General features: G+C 75.6%; 19 protein-coding genes. All 19 read right to left on the bottom strand.

Annotated elements, in window-relative coordinates:
• Window positions 1-140: 140 nt before the first annotated feature.
• A complete protein-coding gene (locus tag ACI8AD_RS05210) occupies window positions 141-377 on the bottom strand; it encodes a hypothetical protein (protein ID WP_456869466.1) in 237 nt (78 codons plus the stop codon).
• Complete coding sequence (locus ACI8AD_RS05205) at window positions 374-3,073, bottom strand: hypothetical protein (RefSeq protein WP_456869465.1); 2,700 nt, start codon at window positions 3,071-3,073, stop codon at window positions 374-376. The genes ACI8AD_RS05210 and ACI8AD_RS05205 overlap by 4 nt, the downstream gene beginning before the upstream one ends.
• On the bottom strand, window positions 3,054-5,084 hold the full coding sequence (gene flhA / locus ACI8AD_RS05200) for a flagellar biosynthesis protein FlhA (RefSeq protein WP_456869464.1): 2,031 nt from the start codon (window positions 5,082-5,084) through the stop codon (window positions 3,054-3,056). Before flhA ends, ACI8AD_RS05205 begins: the two co-directional genes overlap by 20 nt.
• A 107-nt stretch (window positions 5,085-5,191) precedes the next feature.
• Window positions 5,192-6,340: an EscU/YscU/HrcU family type III secretion system export apparatus switch protein gene (locus ACI8AD_RS05195; RefSeq protein ID WP_456869463.1), complete on the bottom strand. Its 1,149-nt coding sequence runs from the start codon at window positions 6,338-6,340 to the stop codon at window positions 5,192-5,194.
• Between the two features lie 6 nt (window positions 6,341-6,346).
• The gene (fliR, locus tag ACI8AD_RS05190) at window positions 6,347-7,111 is read right to left on the bottom strand and encodes a flagellar biosynthetic protein FliR (protein WP_456869462.1); all 765 of its coding nucleotides are present in this window, start codon (window positions 7,109-7,111) and stop codon (window positions 6,347-6,349) included.
• A gap of 4 nt (window positions 7,112-7,115) precedes the next feature.
• Window positions 7,116-7,391 (bottom strand): flagellar biosynthesis protein FliQ, encoded by a 276-nt coding sequence (fliQ, locus tag ACI8AD_RS05185; protein WP_456869461.1) that lies wholly within the window; start codon window positions 7,389-7,391, stop codon window positions 7,116-7,118.
• A gap of 73 nt (window positions 7,392-7,464) precedes the next feature.
• Window positions 7,465-8,262 carry a flagellar type III secretion system pore protein FliP gene (gene fliP / locus ACI8AD_RS05180; protein ID WP_456869460.1) on the bottom strand — a complete coding sequence of 266 codons (798 nt, stop codon included), beginning with the start codon at window positions 8,260-8,262 and terminating at the stop codon, window positions 7,465-7,467.
• Window positions 8,262-8,657 carry a FliO/MopB family protein gene (locus ACI8AD_RS05175; RefSeq protein ID WP_456869629.1) on the bottom strand — a complete coding sequence of 132 codons (396 nt, stop codon included), beginning with the start codon at window positions 8,655-8,657 and terminating at the stop codon, window positions 8,262-8,264. The genes fliP and ACI8AD_RS05175 overlap by 1 nt, the downstream gene beginning before the upstream one ends.
• A 5-nt stretch (window positions 8,658-8,662) precedes the next feature.
• On the bottom strand, window positions 8,663-9,409 hold the full coding sequence (gene fliN, locus ACI8AD_RS05170; RefSeq protein ID WP_456869459.1) for a flagellar motor switch protein FliN: 747 nt from the start codon (window positions 9,407-9,409) through the stop codon (window positions 8,663-8,665).
• Window positions 9,406-10,374 carry a flagellar motor switch protein FliM gene (locus tag ACI8AD_RS05165; protein WP_456869458.1) on the bottom strand — a complete coding sequence of 323 codons (969 nt, stop codon included), beginning with the start codon at window positions 10,372-10,374 and terminating at the stop codon, window positions 9,406-9,408. The genes fliN and ACI8AD_RS05165 overlap by 4 nt, the downstream gene beginning before the upstream one ends.
• Before the next feature lie 185 nt (window positions 10,375-10,559).
• Window positions 10,560-11,039 carry a flagellar basal body-associated FliL family protein gene (locus ACI8AD_RS05160; protein WP_456869457.1) on the bottom strand — a complete coding sequence of 160 codons (480 nt, stop codon included), beginning with the start codon at window positions 11,037-11,039 and terminating at the stop codon, window positions 10,560-10,562.
• Window positions 11,036-11,962: a flagellar motor protein MotB gene (locus ACI8AD_RS05155; protein WP_456869456.1), complete on the bottom strand. Its 927-nt coding sequence runs from the start codon at window positions 11,960-11,962 to the stop codon at window positions 11,036-11,038. The genes ACI8AD_RS05160 and ACI8AD_RS05155 overlap by 4 nt, the downstream gene beginning before the upstream one ends.
• Complete coding sequence (locus tag ACI8AD_RS05150) at window positions 11,959-12,729, bottom strand: motility protein A (RefSeq protein ID WP_456869455.1); 771 nt, start codon at window positions 12,727-12,729, stop codon at window positions 11,959-11,961. Before ACI8AD_RS05150 ends, ACI8AD_RS05155 begins: the two co-directional genes overlap by 4 nt.
• Before the next feature lie 3 nt (window positions 12,730-12,732).
• Window positions 12,733-13,023, bottom strand: coding sequence for a flagellar FlbD family protein (locus ACI8AD_RS05145; protein ID WP_456869454.1), 291 nt, complete (start codon window positions 13,021-13,023; stop codon window positions 12,733-12,735).
• A 316-nt stretch (window positions 13,024-13,339) separates the two neighbouring features.
• Window positions 13,340-14,575, bottom strand: coding sequence for a flagellar hook protein FlgE (locus tag ACI8AD_RS05140; RefSeq protein WP_456869453.1), 1,236 nt, complete (start codon window positions 14,573-14,575; stop codon window positions 13,340-13,342).
• Window positions 14,576-14,606: 31 nt separating this feature from the next.
• The gene (locus ACI8AD_RS05135) at window positions 14,607-15,044 is read right to left on the bottom strand and encodes a flagellar hook capping FlgD N-terminal domain-containing protein (protein WP_456869452.1); all 438 of its coding nucleotides are present in this window, start codon (window positions 15,042-15,044) and stop codon (window positions 14,607-14,609) included.
• 12 nt (window positions 15,045-15,056) lie between these two features.
• Window positions 15,057-16,418, bottom strand: a complete 1,362-nt coding sequence (locus ACI8AD_RS05130) for a flagellar hook-length control protein FliK (RefSeq protein ID WP_456869451.1) — start codon at window positions 16,416-16,418, stop codon at window positions 15,057-15,059.
• Entirely contained in the window at window positions 16,415-17,401 is a 987-nt protein-coding gene (locus tag ACI8AD_RS05125) for an NlpC/P60 family protein (RefSeq protein ID WP_456869450.1), read from the bottom strand. Before ACI8AD_RS05125 ends, ACI8AD_RS05130 begins: the two co-directional genes overlap by 4 nt.
• The gene (locus ACI8AD_RS05120) at window positions 17,389-17,850 is read right to left on the bottom strand and encodes a flagellar export protein FliJ (RefSeq protein WP_456869449.1); all 462 of its coding nucleotides are present in this window, start codon (window positions 17,848-17,850) and stop codon (window positions 17,389-17,391) included. The genes ACI8AD_RS05125 and ACI8AD_RS05120 overlap by 13 nt, the downstream gene beginning before the upstream one ends.
• Between the last annotated feature and the right edge of the window lies 1 nt (window position 17,851).

The raw sequence follows: 17,851 nt of genomic DNA, 5'->3' as shown, positions 1-17,851 counted from the left end.
ACGCTCCGACGCTGGCCCGCAGCCGGAGTCGTCGGGGCGGATCGCCGGCATCTGTGGACAGCAGAGCTCTGCGGTGCGGCTCGCGCTCCCGCGGTGTAGCGGTACCGCGAGAGCGGCGACAGCGCCGCAGGAGCCGGGGGTCAGGAGGTGGGGTCCTCGGCCTCGGGTGCCGGTTCGGTGGCGCCCCGCGCCGGCGGGGTGCGCGGCGGCGTCGCCGCGTAGCGCAGCAGCGCCACCGCGCCCCACCCGGCCAGCAGGCACCAGGGCAGCCGGGCGGCGACCTCGTCGGGGGAGAAGTCGCCGCGCACGCCGAGCGCGAGCACCGGCAGGGCCAGGAGGAACCCCACCGCGAGGACGTCCCAGCGCAGCGGGCTCATGCCTCAGCGGTCTCCAGCCGCTCGCACAGCAGCGACGCCCAGCGGTGTGCGGTCGCGCGGACGCCGTCGAGGAGGGCCACCGGCACGGTGGTGCGGCCCAGCACGGCCGCGGGGTCGGCGGTGAGGTCGCTGTCCTGGACGACGAGCGCGTCGACCCGGGGCAGCCCGTCCAGCCACGGCCCGACGTCCTCGGGCTTGCGGGTCGCCTCCACGACGGCCCACACCGCCGACGGCGAGAAGATCGCCATGACCTGCTCGAGCCAGGTGCGGCCACCGGCGCGCATGGGGGCGTCGACGGCGACGACGGTCGGCGTCCCGGCCCGGGCGGCGTCCTGCTTGCGCTCGATCGCGGTGTCGACGGAGGTGATCCGGCCGGCCTCGGGCGCGAGCGCGGCGAGGTCGCCGCGGGTGGCCCACTGCAGCCGGTCGGCGTCCAGGCGCATCGAGACCGACAGCGACCGCGCGGCCGCGAGCGTCTCGACGCCGGGACCGACCACCAGCAGCACCTCGCCGGGGCCGGCGGGCGCGGCCGGGGCGGCCGGGAGCGACCGCAGGGCGCGGGTCAGCGCGGCGTAGGTGCCGTGCGCGGCGACGTCGGCGGGGAAGCCGCCGCCGAGCAGGTCCTCGGGCACACCGAGGCCCCGCAGCCGGGCGACGACGCCGGCCGCCTCGACCGCCCGCGGGTCGACCAGGTCCCGTCCGGACCGCCCGCCCGCGGCGCGCTCGCGCACCGAGGGGACGACGACGCGGCCCGCGCGGGTGTCGACCGGCAGCCGGGTGACCGTGGCCAGGCCGGTGGGCCGCTGCGGGGCGGCGACCCGGGCGACGGCGTGCCCGGGCACCGGCGGGAGACGGCGCGGCGGCACCGGCGGGCGCCCCAGCAGCGGCGGCACGGCCAGCGCGGTGCCGGGGGTCGGCGGCAGCAGGGAGAGCGGGGGCAGGACGGCGGTGGCGTCGGAGAGCAGCGGCGCCGGGTCGCTGGCGGTGGGCGCCAGCGCCACGAGCTCGGTGCCGGCCTCGTCGGCCTCCTCGGCCTCCTCGGCCTCCTCGGCCTCCTCGGCCTCCTCGGCCTCCTCGGCCTCCTCGGCCTCCTCGGCCTCCTCGGCCTCCGTGGCCTCCCACTCGTCGCTCTCGGCGGAGGTCTCCACCCACGCCGGCTCGCGGTCCAGGCGCTGGGCGGTGACCGGCACCGGCGGGCGGCCGCGGTGCACGCCGCCCTGCGTCGAGGCGCTGGCGAGGACGCCGCGGAGGATGTCGGTCAGCGCGTCGTCGGGCGTGTCGTGCGCCAGCGCGGCGCGCAGCACCTCGGCGATAGCCTCCTCGCGGCCGGTGGTCGGCTCGGTGGGGTCCGGGTCGGCCCAGGGAACCGGCACCTCGACCGGCTCCACGACGACGGCCGGCAGCACGTCGGTGGCGAAGTCGTCGGCCGGGACCTCGGCGAGCCGCGCGGGGATCTCATCAGCGACCTCCTCGGCGGCGGGCCCGGTGCCGCCCGGCAGCTCGTCGAGCAGGGACTCCTCGACGACGGCGGGCTCCTCGGCCACGGCCTCGACGACGACGGGCTCCTCGACGACCGGCTCGGGCTCGACCACCGGCTCGACGAGGACGGCGGCGATGCGCGGCGCAGGGGCCGGCTCGGCCCACATGTCCAGGTCGGGGACGGGCCGCTCGTCGGCGGGCTCCTCGACGGCGAGCTCCTCGACCGGGAACTCCTCGACCGGGAACTCCTCGGCGACCGGCTCCTCGGGGATGACCTCGACGACCGGATCCTCCGCGACCGGCTCCTCGGCGACCGGCGCAGGAGCCGGGGCGGCCGCAGGGGCAGGGGCGGGAGCGGGCGCGGCCATCGCGGCGGCCAGGGCGGCGGCCAGCGGCAGCGCCGGGCCGGCGGGCGCGGGCGCCGGCGTCCGCAGCACCGACCGGGACGCGGGGACCTCCGGCTCCGGCGACGGCACGGGCTCCGGCGACGGCGCAGGCGACGTCGCCACCGCGGCCTCGGTCAGCGCCCGCAGCGCCTCCGCGGCGGACGAGGCGGCCGCGACACGGACGGCGTCGTCCACGGCCTCGCGGACCTCGCGGTCGCCGGCCACGACCTGCGCGAGCGCAGCGGTGAACGGCGAGGGACCGGCGGGTCCGGCCGGCGTCGCCGGCGGGCGCACCGCCGTCCTCGGCGCCCGGCGGGGCGTGGCAGCGGCGGGGGTGACAGCCGCGGGACGGGCGGCAGCCGCGCGGCTCACCGCGGCCGGGCGGAACGCGGCCCCACCGGCAGCGGTGCCGCGGCCCGCGGCCACCGACGTCCGCGAGTAGAGGTCGACGTCCGGGCCGGCGCCGCCGGACCCGAGCAGGCCGGCCAGCTCGTCGACCGGGTCGGGGAGCGCGGCGGTCCGCGCGGCCGCCGGCCGGGACCGGTGCATCTCCGTGGCGCGCAGGAACGCGCCGGTGTCGGCCAGTGGCCCGGGGTCGCGGCTGAGCGCGGCCTCGATGCGCCGCGCCGACTCCGACCGCGACGCGGGGGCGCGGCGGGCCGGCTCGACCTCCTCCACCTCGGCGATGAACCGCTCGGTGGCGAAGAAGCCGAGGACCCCGCCGGAGCGGACGCGGCGCACGCCGACGATCCGGACGGCGTTGCCGTACCGCTCCCGCGCCGCGGCCACCGCGGCCTCGGGCGTGGGCGCCTCAACGGATGGCAACGGCACCGCTCACCACTCCCAGGGACTCGATCTGGGCCGTCCGGGAGACCTCCGCGTAGGAGATCACCGGCAGCCGGGGCAGCACCTGGCGGACCAGGCGGGACAGTGCGGCGCGGACCTGCGGCGAGCAGACCAGGACCGGCGAGAGGCCGTGGTTCTCGGCGACCTCGAGCAGCCCGGTGCAGCCGGTGACCAGCGCGTCGACCGAGCCGGCGTCCAGCGCCAGCACCTGGCCGCCGTCGCCGTGCCGGACCGCCTCGAGCAGCCGCTGCTCGAAGGCCGGCTCGAGGGTCAGCACGTGCAGCCGCTCGTCGGGCGTGACGTAGGGGTGGCTGATCGCGGCGCCCAGCGACGCGCGCACGGCCTCGACCAGGCCGTCGAGGTCGGTCGACGTCTTCGCCCGCAGCGACAGCGCCTCGAAGATGCGCACCAGGTCGCGGATGGACACGTTCTCGGTGAGCAGCGCGTGCAGCACCCGCTGGATCTCGCCGAGGGTGAGCAGCGCCGGGGTGAGCTCCTCGACGACGACGGGGTGGCTGCGGCGGACCATCTCCACCAGCAGCCGGACGTCCTCGCGGCCGAGCAGGTCGGCGGAGTGCTGGCGGACGACCTCGGCCAGGTGCGTGGTGATGACCGAGGAGCGGTCGACGACGGTGGCGCCGGCCATCTCCGCCTGCCGCTGCAGCTCGGCCGGCACCCACTTCGCGGGCAGGCCGAAGACCGGCTCGCGGGTGGGGCGGCCGGGCAGGCCGTCGAGGGCGTCGCCGATGGCCAGCACGGTGCCGGCGGGGGAGGAGCCCTTGGCCGCGGGGACGCCGTTGAGCCAGATGACGTACTGCGACGCCGGCAGGTCGAGGTTGTCTCGGGTCCGCACCAGCGGGATGACCAGGCCGGTCTCCATCGCGACCTTCCGGCGCAGCGCCTTGACCCGGTCGAGCAGGTCGCCGCCGCGGGCCGTGTCGACGAGGTCGACCAGGTCGAAGGCCACCTCGAGCTCGAGCGGGTCGACCCGCATCCGCTCGGCGATCGCCTCGGGGGAGTCCGGCCGCGGCTCGTCGTCGGCCTCGGCGGCCGGCGCGGTCTCGTCGTCGGCCGGGACCTCCTGCATGCGGGCGGCCATGAGCAGGAAGGCGCCGCCGATGACCAGGAACGGCAGCTTCGGCAGGCCGGGGATCAGGCAGAGGGCCAGCGCGGCGCCGCCGGCGATGCGGACCGGCTGCCGGAACCGGCCGAGCTGGGCGAGCAGGTCGCTGCCCATGTCCCCGTCGGAGGCCGAGCGGGTGACGATGATGCCGGTCGCGGTGGACAGCAGCAGCGCGGGGATCTGGGAGACCAGGCCGTCGCCGACGGTGAGCAGCGAGTAGGTCGAGACCGCCTCGCCCGGCGCCATGCCCTTCTGCACGACGCCGACGGCGAAGCCGCCGACGAGGTTGATCAGCGTGATGACGATGGCCGCGATCGCGTCGCCCTTGACGAACTTCGAGGCGCCGTCCATCGAGCCGTAGAAGTCGGCCTCGCTGGTGACCTCCGAGCGCCGCTTGCGGGCCTGCTCCTCGTTGATCAGCCCGGCGTTGAGGTCGGCGTCGATGGCCATCTGCTTGCCGGGCATCGCGTCGAGGGTGAAGCGGGCACCGACCTCGGCGACGCGGCCGGCACCGTTGGTGATCACGACGAACTGGATGATCGTGAGGATCACGAAGATCACCAGGCCGACGACGAGCGAGCCGCCGATGACGAAGTGGCCGAAGGCCTCGATGACCTTGCCGGCGTAGCCGTCGCTGAGCACCAGCCGCGTCGAGGAGACGTTGAGGGCCAGCCGGAACAGCGTCGCGATGAGGATCAGCGACGGGAAGACGGCGAAGTCCAGCGGCCGCCGGATCTGCATCGCGACCAGCAGGATCAGCAGCGACGCGGTGATGTTCAGGCCCAGCAGCAGGTCCAGGAACGCCGCCGGCAGCGGCACGACCAGCATGAGGACGATGGCCACGACGCCGATCGGCACGGCGGCCCTGGTCATCCCTCGCACGGAGCCTCCATCGGCAGCCCGCGCGGGGGCACCGACCGCGTTCGGCCCACCCGTCACAGCAGCCCCACCACCCGGGCACTTCCGCGGAAGTGCCCGGGTCAGGAGGCGATCGGCGCCCTCCGGCGGCCGGCCCGCGGCAGCCCGGTGACGTCGGGCGCCTCGAACCCCGGGCGGTGGAAGCCGCCGCGCACGCCGCGCGCGCCCAGCTGCATCACGAAGGCGAGCACCCGCGCGACGGCGGTGAACAGCTGCGGCGGCACCTCCTGGCCGATCTCGCAGGAGGCGTGCAGCGCCCGGGCCAGCGGCACGTCCTGCACCATCGGCACCCGCGCCTCGGCGGCCCGCTCGCGCAGCCGGGCGGCGATCTCGTCGGCGCCCTTGGCCACCACGCGCGGGGCGCCGCGCTCGGGCTGGTACCGCAGCGCGACGGCGACGTGCGTCGGGTTGACCAGCAGGACGTCGGCCTCGGCGACCTCGGCCATCATCCGGTTGCGCGACATCGCCAGCTGCATCGACCGGCGCTGGCCCTTCACGTGCGGGTCGCCCTCGGAGTTCTTGTGCTCCTGCTCGACCTCGTACCGGGTCATGAGCAGCTTCTTCCTCGTCTGCACCCGGACCACGACGTAGTCGGCGACCGCGATGACCAGGCCGGTGACCGCCACGACCCGGAACATCAGGACGGCGGAGTCGGCGACGGCGGAGGTGACCGCCGACAGCGGCAGCGCGCCCGACGCCGAGACCAGCTCCTGCGCCCGGTCGCTGGTGGTGACCACGACGACGCCGAGGGCGATCGTCTTGATCACCGCCTTGGCCGCCTCCCACAGCCCGTGGGTGCCGAACATCCGCTTCATCCCGGGGAAGGGGTTGAGCTTCTTCAGCGTGGGCTTCATGCCCTTGGTCGCCAGCGCCACCCCGCCCTGCGCGGCCGAGGCGAGCACGCCGGTGAGCAGCAGTGTCAGCGCCACCGGCAGCACGGTCGCGAGGAAGGCCGACAGCGCCTGGCCGAGCAGCGGGTCGACCCGCTCCACCCGGGGGTCCTCGACCACCGCGCCGACCTGCAGGAACAACCGGCCGACCTCGTCGAAGGTGTTGCCGACCATCATCGGCAGCAGGGCGCTGGCCACCGCCACCCCCGCCCAGGTGCCCAGCTCCTGGGTGCGGGGGATCTGCCCCTCCTTGCGCGCCTCCTTCAGGCGCTTGGGAGTGGGCTTCTCGGTCTTCTCACCGCCCGGTCCGTCCTTGGCCACCGGGCCTCACCCGCTCCGGAGTCCGACGACGGCGCGGGTGGCCTCCTCGAGCAGGGCGTCGAGGGCCGAGGGCAGCAGGGGGAAGGTCAGCCCCAGCAGCGCCAGGGTCAGCATGATCTTCACGGGGAAGCCGATCGCGAAGATGTTCAGCGCCGGCGCCGCCCGCGACAGCAGGGCGAGGGCGACGTCGGCCAGCAGCAGCACCGCCACCATGGGCCCGGCGATCTGCAGCGCGGCCAGGAACATCATCGAGAACGCCGTCATCACCACCTCGCCGATCGACTCGGCGGGGTAGCCGCCGGTCACCGGCAGGCCCTCGTAGGAGGTGGCGAAGCCGCGCACCAGCAGCAGGTGCCCGCCGCTGGTGAACAGCAGCGTCGTGGCCAGCAGCGAGTGCAGCTTGCCCATGACGGAGTTCATCGTCATGGCCAGCGGGTCGTAGGCCGGCTGCAGCGTGAAGCCGCCGGTGACGTCGATGAGTTCCCCGGCGAACTGCACCGCGGTGAAGAACAGCTGGACGACGAAGCCCAGCGCCGCGCCGATGGCGACCTCGGTGACGGCGGTGACCACGAGGAAGCCGGCGGTCGGCTCGGGCAGGCCGGGGGCGACGCGGTCGACCAGCGCGACCGACAGCGCCAGGGCCAGCGCGCCCTTGACCGGCGCCGGGATGGTCCGGGTGTTGAACGGCGGGGCCAGCAGGACGAACCCGGCCGCGCGGGCGGTGGCGAGCAGCAGGGCCGCGAGGGTGACCGCCGGGACCTCGAGGTCCATCCGGTCAGGTCCGCCCGAGCAGGCGCGGCAGCTGGTCGAACAGGTGCTCGGTGAAGCTGACCATCTCGGCGAGCACCCAGTTGCCGGTGACCAGCAGCGCGACGGAGACCGCGATCATCTTCGGCACGAACGACAGGGTCGGTTCCTGGATCTGGGTCGCGGCCTGGAACAGCGAGATGAGGAACCCGACCAGCAGCGCGGTGAGCAGCACGGGGGCGGCGACCTTGGCGCCCACCGTCATGGTCTCGACGGCGATCTCGGTGACGTCGGCGTCGGTCACGACGGCTCCTCGCTGGCGCTCGTCGCCATCGTGCCCGGGGGTGCTGTGCCCACGCGTGAGCTCGCGAGCTCGCTCACGAGTAACTGCCCACGAGAGCGGTGGTGATCAGCGCCCACCCGTCGACCACCACGAACAGCAGCAGCTTGAACGGCAGCGACACCACCGACGGCGGCACCATCATCATGCCCATCGCCATGAGCGCGGCGCTGACGAGCATGTCGAGCACCAGGAACGGGATGAACACGACGATCCCGATGATGAAGGCGCTCTTGAGCTCGGAGAGGACGAACGCCGGCACCAGCGTGGTCATGCTGACCGACGCCGCGTCCTCGGGCTGCTCCTCGCCGGAGAGGCCCACCATGAGCTCGAGCTCGTCGTCGCGGGTGTTGGAGAGCAGGAACTCCCGCAACGGCACGACGCCGGCGTCGTAGGCCTGCGAGACGGTGATCGTGCCGTCCATGTAGGGCTGGACGGCGACCTCGTTGACGTCGGAGAACACCGGGCCCATGACGAACAGGGTCAGGAACAGGGCGATGCCGGTGAGCACCGAGTTGGGCGGCGACTGCTGCAGGCCCAGCGCGTTGCGGGTCAGCGACAGGACGATCGCGATCTTGGTGAACGACGTCGCCAGCAGCAGCACCGACGGCGCCACCGACAGGACGGTGACCGCGAGGATCAGCGTGATCGACGTGCTGGGGCTGCCGTTGCCCACGGAGATGTCCACGCCGCCGTCGACGGCGGGGACGGTCGGCGCGGTCGGGGGCGTGGGTGCGGTCGGGGCGGCGGCGGCCGGCCCGGCCAGCAGCACGCCGGTGACGGCGCAGCCGAGCAGGGCCGCGGCGACGACGGCGGCGCGGCGCGTGCGGTCCATCAGCGGCGGACCGTCCGCTCGCGCAACTGGCCCACCAGGGTCGACCAGGCGCCGCGGTCGAGCACCGACCCGGCCACCGCACCGCCGACGCGGCCGGGCGCGGTGGGCAGGGCCGGGGGGCGCCCGGCCGCCTCGGCGCGCTCGGCGAGGGTGGCCTCGACCGCCTCGCCGTCGAGCTCGGCGAGCAGGGTGACCTGCTGCTCGGTGGCGCCGACGACGAGCACCCGGTCGGCGATGCGCAGCACGTTGACGGTGCTGGCGCGCCCCATCCGCTGGTGGGCGACGACCTCGACCAGGCCGCCGGAGGAGCCCAGGCCGCGCTTCTTCGCCAGCCGCGCGGCGAACCACAGCACGCCGCCGACGAAGGCCAGCGACAGCAGCAGCCGCACGACCATCCACGTCACGGCTGGTCCTGCCCGAGCTCGGCGGCGGCGTCGGTGACGATCTCGCTGATCCGCAGGCCGAAGTCCTCGTCGACGACGACGACCTCGCCGCGGGCGATGAGCGTGCCGTTGACCAGCAGGTCGGCCGGGGCGCTGGCGGCACGGTCGAGCTCGACGACCTCGCCCGGGTGCAACGACAGCAGCTCGCCGACGGTCATCCGGGTGCGGCCGATCTCGACGGTGACCTCCATGGCCACGTGCCGCAGCAGGTCCAGGCTGCCGCGGCGGGCGCGCGGCGCCGTCGGCAGGGTAACCTGCAGCGCGAGCGTCGCGACGTGCTCGGCGCCGGCGGCCAGCGGCACCGCCACCAGCATGCCCTTGTCGCGCAGCCCGTCGAGGGCGGTGACCGGGTCCTCCGTGCGCTCGCTGTCGACGCGGACCCGGCCGAGGGTGGCCGCGGCCGCCTCCAGCGCGGGGCGCAGCGCGGTGGCGACGTCCATCGGGCCGACGGGGGAGTTGTCCAGGGCCTCGACGACCTCGGCGGAGAGCACCAGGACGACGTCGCCGGTGACCTCCCCGGACAGCCGGGCGCTGACCGCGGCGGCCGCGGCCGGCGGGACGGGGACGGCGTCGGGGTCGGTGACCGCGGCGCCGGCGACGAGCTCGGCGCCGGCCGGGACGAGGGCGCCCGCCGCGCGCGCGGCGGCCACCACGACGCTGGTGATGGCCTCGGAGGCCTGGGAGTGGTCGAGCGTGGCGGTCATGCGAGGTCCTTCGGGGCCGACGGGGCGGGGACGATGGCGGCGGCCAGCCGGCGCCGGTGGTTGCTGGCGATGGCGTGGGCGAACACGGCGTCGTTGGTGGTGACCTCCAGCGGCGCGTCGCGCGGGTGGCGCAGCAGCAGCACGTCGCCGACGGTGAGCGACAGCAGGTCCTCCGAGGACACCTCGAGCGGGGAGAACCGCACGCTGACGTCGACCGGGACCAGCTCCAGCCGCTCGGCGAGCAGTTCGGCGGCCCGCTGCCGCTTGCGCTGCGCGGACTCCGACAGCTGCGGCGAGGCGGCGTTGTCCAGCGCCTGGTGGAACGAGGAGAACGGCAGCACCAGCGCGGCCGCGCCCTCGCGGCTGCCGATCGAGAGCGTGTAGCGGGCCACCATGACGGTGTCCGAGCCCGCCGCGGCCTGCGCCAGGGCGGGGTTGTACTCGATCCCGTCGATCTCCGGCTGCACGTCGCTGACGTGCTGGAAGGCGGCGGCGAACTCCTGCAGCAGCCGGGTCAGCAGGGAGTGGGTGATGGTGGTCTCCATCGCCGTCATCGGCCGCTCGGGCTGGTGGGCGGCACCGGAGCCGCCGAGCATGTGGTCGACGGCGGCCATGGCGATGTCGAGCGGGTAGGCCAGCAGGCCCTTGCCGGCCAGCGGGTCCATGCTGAACGTCGTCAGGAACGAGGGGTCGGGCAGCGTCGCGACGAAGTCGTCGTAGGAGTGCTGCTCAATGCCCAGCAGCTCCATGCGGGCGCCGGTGCGCAGCATCGTGGTGAGGACCGTCGTCGCCTGGCGGGCGAAGGCCTCCTGGGCGATCTGCAGCACCCGCACGTGCTCGCGGGAGAGCTTCGTCGGGCGGCGGAAGTCGTAGGTGCGGGGCGCACCGCGCCGGCTGCGGCCGCCCACGGCCGGCGACTGCGGCCCGTGCCCGGCGGGCACGGTCGCGTTCTCGGGGCGGGTCACGGCCTCCTCATCGGCGGGCCCCGAACGCGAACTGACCGGCGGCGCCCCGCGCCGCCGGTCAGCCGGGGAGGGTGTGACGGGTGGTGCGTCAGGAGGTCACTGGGTGTCCGACGGGGAGCGAGGGTGTGCGCCGGAGCCGGGTTCCCGAGCTCGGGACGCGGCGCGGGCGCACACCCTCGGCCGGGCTACTGGGTGACGTACTCGGTGAAGTAGATGCCCATGACCATCGGCACCTCGTGCTCGGTGTAGGCCTCGACGATCTTCTGCTCCAGCGCCTCCTTGAGCGCCTCGCGGGCCCCGGTGACGTCGGCCGGCTGGGCCTGCGAGTAGGTGGAGATGACCAGGTCGAGGGCCTTGGAGCCGTCGACGCCGCCACCGCCGTGGCCACCGGAGGCGGCGTCCTCCGTCGTCTGCAGGCTGATGCCGATCTTGAGGTAGCCGCCGCCGGCCAGGTTGACCGTCACCGGCTCGAGCGCGACCACCTCGCCGGCCACCGGCTCCTCGGCCTCGGCCTCCCCGGTGAAGAGGAAGAAGTAGGCGGCGGCCCCGAGGGCGACCAGCAGCACGACGAGCACCAGCAGCAGCTTCCTGCGGCCGCCGCCCTTGGGCTCCTCGCCCTCGGCGGGAGCCTCCTCGTTCTTCTTGGCCTTGGTCGTCGAGCTCACTGGGGGATGCCTTCCTGTGCGGGTGCCTGTGCGGGTGCCTGTGCGGGTGCGTCGAGGCCGGGCAGCAGCTCGCGCGCCTCGGCGGAGGCGTCGGACAGCACGACGACGTCGACGCGGCGGTTGAGGGACAGTGCGTCGGGGTCGGAGGCGGGCACCATCGGCCGCGTGTCGGAGTAGCCGGTGCCCTGCAGCCGCTCCTGGGGGACCCCGGAGGCGGCGAGGAAGCGGACCACCGTGGTGGCGCGGTAGGCCGACAGCTCCCAGTTCGACGGCCACGGCCCGCCGCGGGTGACCGGCAGGGAGTTGGCGTGCCCCTCGACGGCGAGCTGGTTGGGCACGCCGGCCAGCGCGGGGGCGACGGCGCCGAGGACGGCGCGGCCGGTGGGCTGCAGGTCGGCCTCCTCGGGGCCGAACAGCACCGGGTCGGACACGATGTGCACGACCAGGCCGCGCTCGTCGATCTCGTAGCGCGCCGTGCCGGCCTGGCCGGCGGCGGCGAGCGCAGCGTCGATCGCGGCGCGCACGGCGGCGAGCTCGTCGTACTCCGCCCGCGCCTCGGCGGCGACCCGCTGGGCCTCCTGCCGGGCGGCCTCGGCGGCCGCGGCGTCGACGGAGTCCTGCGCCGCCGGGGCCGGCGGGATCTGGACGTCGACGGCGGCGTCGAGGGAGTCGAGGACGGAGGCCTCGGGGTTGCCCGCCGACCCCTGCAGGGCGGTGACCGGGGCGCCGAATGCCTGCGAGAGCCCGCTGGCCAGCGCGGCGAACTTCTCCTTGTCCACCTGGCTCATCGCGAAGAGGACCACGAAGAGGACGAGCAGCAGCGTCATCATGTCGGCGTAGGACACCAGCCACCGCTCGTGGTTCTCGTGCTCCTCCTCCTCGTGCTTCCTCCCCCGCCTCCGGCCGCCGTGGCCGCCACTCACGCGGCCTCCTTGGCGACCTCACTGGGCGGGATGAGGGAGGTGAGCTTGAGCCGGACGGCGCGCGGGCTGGTGCCGGCCTGGATCTCGGCGATGCCCTCGACCAGCAGCTCCATCTGCGCGGCCTGCAGCTCGCTGACCCGCAGGATCTTGGCGCCCATGGGGAGGAACCAGAAGTTGGCGGCCATGACGCCCCACAGCGTGGCGACGAACGCCGAGGCGATCATCGGCCCGAGCGCCTCGGGGTTGCTGAGGTTCCCCATGACGTTCATCAGGCCGACGATGCAGCCGACGATGCCGATGGTCGGCGCGTAGCCGCCCATCGCGTTCATGAACTTGGCGGCGACCTTGTCCTCCGCCTTCTTGGCGGCGATCTCGCTCTCGAGGACCGCGCGCAGCTCCTCGGGGTCGGTGCCGTCGATGCCCATCTGCAGGCCGCGCTTGAGGAACGGGTCCTCGATCGCCTTCACCTGCGCCTCGAGCGCGAGCAGGCCCTCCTTGCGCGCCTTCTCCGCGAGGGCCACCAGGACCTTGATCTGGTCGGCGGCGGGCGGCACCTTGGCCGGCACCACCGCGAGCTTGAACCAGGCGGGCAGCTTCTTGAGGTCGTCGAGCGTCTGGCTGGACATCGCCGCGCCGAAGGTCGCGACGATCACCAGGACGATCGCGGGGAGGAACAGCAGCGTCGTCGGGTCCGAGCCCTCCAGGACCATGAAGGCCAGGAGGGCGACCATCGAGACGACGAACCCGACGAGGGTGGCGGGGTCCACGGATCAGCGCTCCTCGCGGGCCGGGAAGGGGACGACGGAGGCCGTCGTGGTGTCGTCGGCGGCGGTGGGGCCGCTGGTGGCGCGGTAGGTGCCGCGGTCCATCGCGTAGGCGGTGGCGAGGATGCTCGCCCGGTACTCGCGGATCTCGTCGAGCACCTCGTCGACGCCCTCGCTGACGACGTAGCGGGTGCCGTCGACCAGGGAGATCACGGTGTCGGGGTGGCCCTCCACGCGCTCGATGAGGTCGGGGTTGAGCGCGAAGTGCTCCCCGTTCAGGCGCGTCACACGGATCACGGGTCGGTCCTTCTGCTCGTGCGGAGAGGGGAAGCGGCTGCAGGGACCATCGGTCCCGCGCCGGGACTGCTTGAGCCGAACACGGCCCGCCGCACCACCCCGGCGGGTGACGCGGCACCGCCGTCCCACTCGCCCCGGGAGTGCCACGGGGCGCGGCCCGGCACCCCGGGGAACGGGTGCCGGGCCGCGAGTCGGTGACGTGCTGGAACGGCCCGCTCGCAGGGGCCCGCGCCGAGCGTGGTGACGTGCTGGAACGGCCCGCTCGCAGGGGCCCGCGCCGAGCGGAGCGAGGCGTGGGGGGCGAGCGGGTCCTTGATCAGCGCTTGAGGTTGACCAGGTCCTGCAGCACCTCGTCGGAGCTGGTGATGACGCGGCTGTTGGCCTGGAACCCGCGCTGGGCGACGATCAGGCCGGTGAACTCCTCGGCCAGGTCGACGTTGCTCATCTCCAGCGCGCCGGCCGTCAGCGAGCCGCGGCCGCCGGTGCCGGCCTCGCCGATGACGGGCTGGCCGGAGTTGTCGCCCACCCGGTAGCTGGTGTTGCCGGCCTTCGACAGGCCGCCGGGGTTGGCGAAGGTGGCCAGGGCGAGCTTGCCGATCGGCTCGCGCAGGCTGTTGGAGTAGACGCCCATGATCGTGCCGTCGCCGCTGAGCGAGATCGACTGCAGCGTGCCCATGGCGTTGCCGTCGACACCGCTCGGGGTGAGCGCGGTCTTGCCGCCGAACTCGGTCATCCCCGACAGGTCGATCGCGATGCCGCCGGGCCAGTTGGCGCCGGTGACCCCGAGCTCGAAGCTGGTGTCGCCGGTGGCCAGGCCGGTGGAGGCGCTGAAGCCCAGCGTCTGGGCGGTGCCGATGGCGGTGCCGTTCTCCGAGGCGGCCACCGACCAGCGGTTGGCGGCGGTCTTGGTGAAGGTCAGCGCGATCTGGTGGGCGGTGCCCAGCGAGTCGTAGGCGGTGACCTGCGTCTGCACGGCCGTGGCCTCGACGACCGGCGGCCCGGCCGAGGCGACGACCGCCGACGTCGACAGGTTGCCGCTGACCGTGCCCGTGCGGGTCGGGGTGGGCGGCATGACCTGGCCGAAGGGGATGGTCAGCGGGCCGAGGGCGCCGTTGGTGTCGACCCGCCCGCCCTGGGCCATCCAGCCCTGCAGCTGGGCGCCGTCGGGGGTGACGAGGTTGCCGGCGCCGTCGTAGTCGAAGGACCCGGCGCGGGTGTAGAGGTTCTCGTTGCCGGCCCGGGTCACGAAGAAGCCGTCGCCGCTGATCATGAAGTCGGTGGAGCGGCCGGTGTTCTGCGTCGAGCCCTGGCCGAAGTTGGTGGTGATGCCGGCGACCTTGACGCCGAGGCCGACCTGCGCCGGGTTGGTGCCGCCGGCCTGGTCGGTGGGCGCCGAGCCGTTGCGGACGACCTGGGACAGGGTGTCCTCGAAGACGGTCTGGGAGCTCTTGTAGCCGACGGTGTTGACGTTGGCGATGTTGTTGCCGGTCACGTCGAGCTTGGTCTGGTGGGCACGCAGGCCGGAGATGGCCGAGAACATCGAGCGCAGCACGGGGAGGGTCCTCTCGGGAGGGGAGCGGGGGTCAGGCGCCGGTCTGGGCCGGCAGGGAGATCTCGGTCAGGCGGCCGAGGGGGACCTCCTGGCCCCCGACGACGGCCAGCGGCTCGTCGTCGCCGAAGCGGACCGAGGACACCGTCCCGGTCTGCGTCGTGCCGTCCTCCGCGGTCCAGCTGACCGCGTGGCCGACCAGGGCACCGGCCGACAGCGACCGCTGCAGGGACAGCAGCGCGGCGTTCTGCGAGACGATCTCGTCGAGCTTCTCCACCTGGGTGAAGGTCGCCGTCTGCGACATGAACTCGGTCGTGCTCGTGGGGTTGCCCGGGTCCTGGTACTTCATCTGCGCGACCAGGAGCTGCAGGAAGGTGTCCTTGCCCATCTGGTCGGCGCGGTCCACCGAGCTGGTGGCGGTCTGGGGAACGGCGGGGGAGGTGCTGCCCACGCCGCCCACGGGTCCGGTCATCGTCGGCTCCTCTCAGGCCCGTACGTCGAGGGCGCTCGACGCGGGGTGGGTCGCGGCGGCAGCCGGTCGGCTCCCGTCGGGGTCGGTGCGCAGCCACGGGCGGCCGCGGTCGTCGGCGGGGCCGCGGCCCGGACCGTGGCCCTGGCCCCGGCCGTGCTCCTCCGACTGCTGGCGGGACTGCTGCCAGCCGGACTGCGCCTGTGACGAACCCGAGCCGGCCTGCTCGCGGTCGACCTGCAGCCGCGAGCAGGTCAGCCCGGCGGACTCCAGGTCGCGGCGCAGGTCGGGCAGGGCGTCGAGCAGCGCGGCGCGGCCGGCGTCGGACACCCCGCGCAGGCTCAGGTCGAGCGTGCCGGCGTGCACGGTGACCCGGACCTCGACCTGGCCGAGGGTCTCCGGGGTGAGCACCAGGGTCATCGTGTGCGTGCCGTCGGGCCCGGAGGCCAGCGTGGCGACGGCGGGCGCGACCTGCGCGGCGACCGGCGGCTGCGGGACGTCGGCCCGCGGCGCGGCGGCCGCGACCGGCACCGCCGCGGCGGGGGCCGGTGCGGGGAGCGGGGCGGCGGCCGGCGCGGTGCCGGCCGGTGCCGCCTCGGGGGCCGCGGGCTCGTGTCGCGCGGGGGCGTCGGCCGGTCCCGGCCGCGGCGCCGGCTCGGCGAGGACGGGCACCACGGCGGGAGGCGACGGCTCGACCGGGGCCGGGTCGGCGGCCGGCACGACCACGAGCCCGGCGGGCAGCCCGGCGGCGGCGGGATCCGGAGCGGGGGCGGCGGCCTGGGCGGCGGCCGGGGGAGCGGTCGCGGGGACGGTGCCGTCCGGCGCGACGGCGGCCGGCAGCGGGGTGCCCGCGGGGGAGGCGGGGACCGCGCCGGTGGGCAGGCCGGCGGCGACGCCGGGGACGGCGACCGTGCCGTCGGTGACCCCGCCGGACGCGGCGGCGGCACCGGGAGCGGCGGGGACGGCGGGCGTGTCCTCGGCCGGGGTGCCGGCGGCGGTCGCGGGCGGCACCCCGGTCCCCAGGGCGAGGGCCAGCGCCCACCCGGCGGGCAGGGCCCCGGCCGCGGCGGGGGCGGCGGGCGCCGTCGCGGCGGCGTCCTCACCGGCGGGGACGGCGGCGGCGTCGTCCTCGGGGGGCGCGGCCTCGCCGTCGCGGCCGAGCGCGCGGCCGGGCGGGTCGCCGTCGCGGCCGAGCGCCCGGCCGGGACGGTCGGCGTCGCGGCCCACGGCCCGGCCGGGACGGTCGCCGGCACGGCCGCGGTCGGCCACGGCGCCGTCGAGGGCGGACGCGAACTCCGCCGACGGGCCGGACGGCTCGGTCGACGGCGCCGCGGACGGCGCCGCGGGGAGGACGGCGGGCAGGGCGGGTGCTGTCACGAGTAGGCCTCCGCGGCGCTGGTGACCTTGCGGACGTAGGACTGGGTCTCGGCGTACGGCGGGACGCCGCCGGCGCGGGCCACCGCACCCGGCCCGGCGTTGTAGGCGGCCAGGGCGAGGTCGGTGGAGCCGAAGCGGTCGGTGAGCTGGCGCAGGTAGCGGGCCGCGCCGTCGACCGCCGAGGCCGGGTCCGACGCGTCCACGCCGAGACCGGCCGCGGTGGCCGGCATGAACTGCATGAGCCCGGTGGCGCCGGCGGGGGAGACGGCGGCGGAGTCGAAGCCGGACTCCACCTGCGCCACGGCGGCCAGCAGCGCCGGGGCGACGCCGTGGCGGGCGCCGGCGGCGGTGAACAGGTCGGCGTAGGGGACCCCGGCCAGGCCGGCACCGCCGGTGGCCGCGGGCGCGGGGGCCGCGGCGGGCAGCACGCGGCGGATGACCGACGGGGTGCCGACGTCCTGCACCCGGACGACGTCGCCCTCCTGCGGCGCGGCGACCATCTTCCCGTCGCCGACGTAGATGCCGACGTGGTCGATGCCGGGGCGCGACGGCGAGTTGTCGAAGAACACCAGGTCGCCGGGGCGGGCCTCGGCCAGGCTCGCGACCGGGGTGCCGGCGGTGGCCTGCTGGGAGCTGGTGCGCGGCAGGTCGATGCCGACGTCGGCGAAGACGCGCTGCACCAGGCCCGAGCAGTCCAGGCCCACCGACGGGTCGGTGCCGCCCCACGCGTAGGGGACGCCGAGGTAGCGCTGCGCGGCGGCCACCACCTGCCCCTCGCGGCCGCTGCCGGCGGCCGGGGGCGTCCCGGTCGCCGCGGCCGGGGCCGTGCCGGTGAGCCCGGCGGTGGCCGCGGCGCTCGCCCACGCCGCGGACGCCGACGTCGACGTCGACGTCGACGTCGACGTCGACGACGCCGAGGCCAGGGTGAGGATCCGGTTCTGGATCTCGGCGATGCGGCCGTGCACCGCGGTCAGGCCCTCCACGGCTCCTCCTCCCCGTCGTCGGTGGCCCGCACCGCGTGCCGGCGCGTGACCAGGTCGTCGACCGCGCGCTCCTCGGCGGTCAGCTCGGCGGCCCGCAGCGCGAGGAGGTGCCGCTCGCGCAGCTTCTCCAGCGCCCGGGTCTCCTGGGCGGCGGCGGTCCACCGCTGGCGCAGCAGGTCCGCCTGCTCGGCCGAGGCCTGCGCCGTCGACCGTGCGGCTGCTACATCGGCAGCCGCGGCCGCCGATGCGACCATCGCGGCGAGGAAGACGGGCGCGGGGGACGACGCGGGCGGCACCCGGCCGGCGAGCGCGGCGGCCATCTCCTCGGCGCGGCCGGCGGCGTCGCGGGCGGCGGCCTCGGCCTCGGCCGCCGCCCGCTGGGCGGCCTCCTCGGCGGCGGCGCGCACCCGCAGCACGGGCTCGAGGCGGAAGGTCGCGCGCTTGCCCACG

Source organism: Geodermatophilus sp. SYSU D00766 (assembly GCF_054049915.1).
This window is presented reverse-complemented; position numbering and strand designations above follow the sequence as displayed.